Here is a 1,099-nt window from a genome sequence, read left to right as displayed (position 1 = left end):
AGGCGATCAACTTGAAGATTATACGCACGACAAACTTTCTGAAGCGATGCTTGATCACCGCTATGACTTACAGTACCTCATCTATAGTCTTGCCTTACATCGCTATCTAAAAGCACGCTTGGGAGCTGCTTATCGTTATGAACGAGATTTTGGTGGTGTATATTATCTCTATCTTCGTGGTATGCCACTTAACTCTGATGGGAACGAGTTGGGCGCATCGCAAACGGGTGTCTATTTCATCAAACCTGAAGCGGCTTTGATAGAAGCACTCGACCTGCATTTGGAGGGCGCATGAGTTTAATTAAAACGCCTGTACTGAAAAACCTTGCTCAGCAGGTCGAGGCACAAAATACTGCATATCGCTGGCTTGATCTTTACGCCGCAGAGTTTGTGGTTAAAGGTTTGTTAGAAGAAGAGCGACAGCATGCCAGCAGCTTAGCGCTTTTAATCTGTGAACTGTCCTACGCGACGAGTAAGGGGCAAATCTGTATTGCCTTGTCAGCTCATAAGATAGGACTTGATCACGACTTCAAAGCTAGCTTATTGCAGCTCTCCGTCGTCGATGACTTCTCACAAGCGAGAGCTCATAAGAGGCTGCATGCAAAACAGAGTGTCAAGCCCTTGGTTGTTTCGGGTGATAAGCTGTATTTGACTCGTTATTGGAATCTACAGTGTGAATTCGAAGCTTGGTTAGCGAAAAGGGTGAGCAGTGAAAGCCTGAGTGACGAAGCACTCAGCGAGTCTCAGTTGGATCGTTTGAGTCAGTGTTTAAAAAGCATGTTTGCATTAAATGGTGTGGACTCAGACGAGAAACCAGACTGGCAAGCCGTTGCAGCTGCACATGCTTTGCTGCAAAAAACAACTTTGATTGCTGGGGGACCCGGTACCGGAAAAACCACCACAGCAGCAAGCCTGTTGCACTTGGTCGATCAATCATTCAGGCTACGTTTGGGCCGACCAGCAAAAGTAAGGTTGCTCGCCCCGACAGGAAAGGCTGCCGTTCGTCTAGCGGACTCAATCGCCTTCCAACTTAAGCGAATCGAAACTGAGCAGGCTGTGCTAGAAGGCTCAGATATGCTTCCACTTAGCGCGTGTTTGC

Annotated in this window: 2 protein-coding genes; both read left to right on the top strand. The window is 47.5% G+C overall.

The genetic code is table 11. The features are described 5' to 3' along the window. A partial coding sequence (locus A3729_RS33420; RefSeq protein ID WP_197476025.1) for a hypothetical protein occupies window positions 1–295 on the top strand: 295 nt, incomplete at its 5' end. Next, the coding region (locus A3729_RS24000) for an AAA family ATPase (RefSeq protein ID WP_156498106.1) at window positions 292–1,099 on the top strand (808 nt) is incomplete at its 3' end. The genes A3729_RS33420 and A3729_RS24000, both read left to right, overlap by 4 nt.

This window comes from Oleiphilus sp. HI0043, assembly GCF_001634935.1.
Note: the sequence above shows the minus strand (reverse complement) of the source record. Positions and strands in the feature narration are given on the sequence as shown.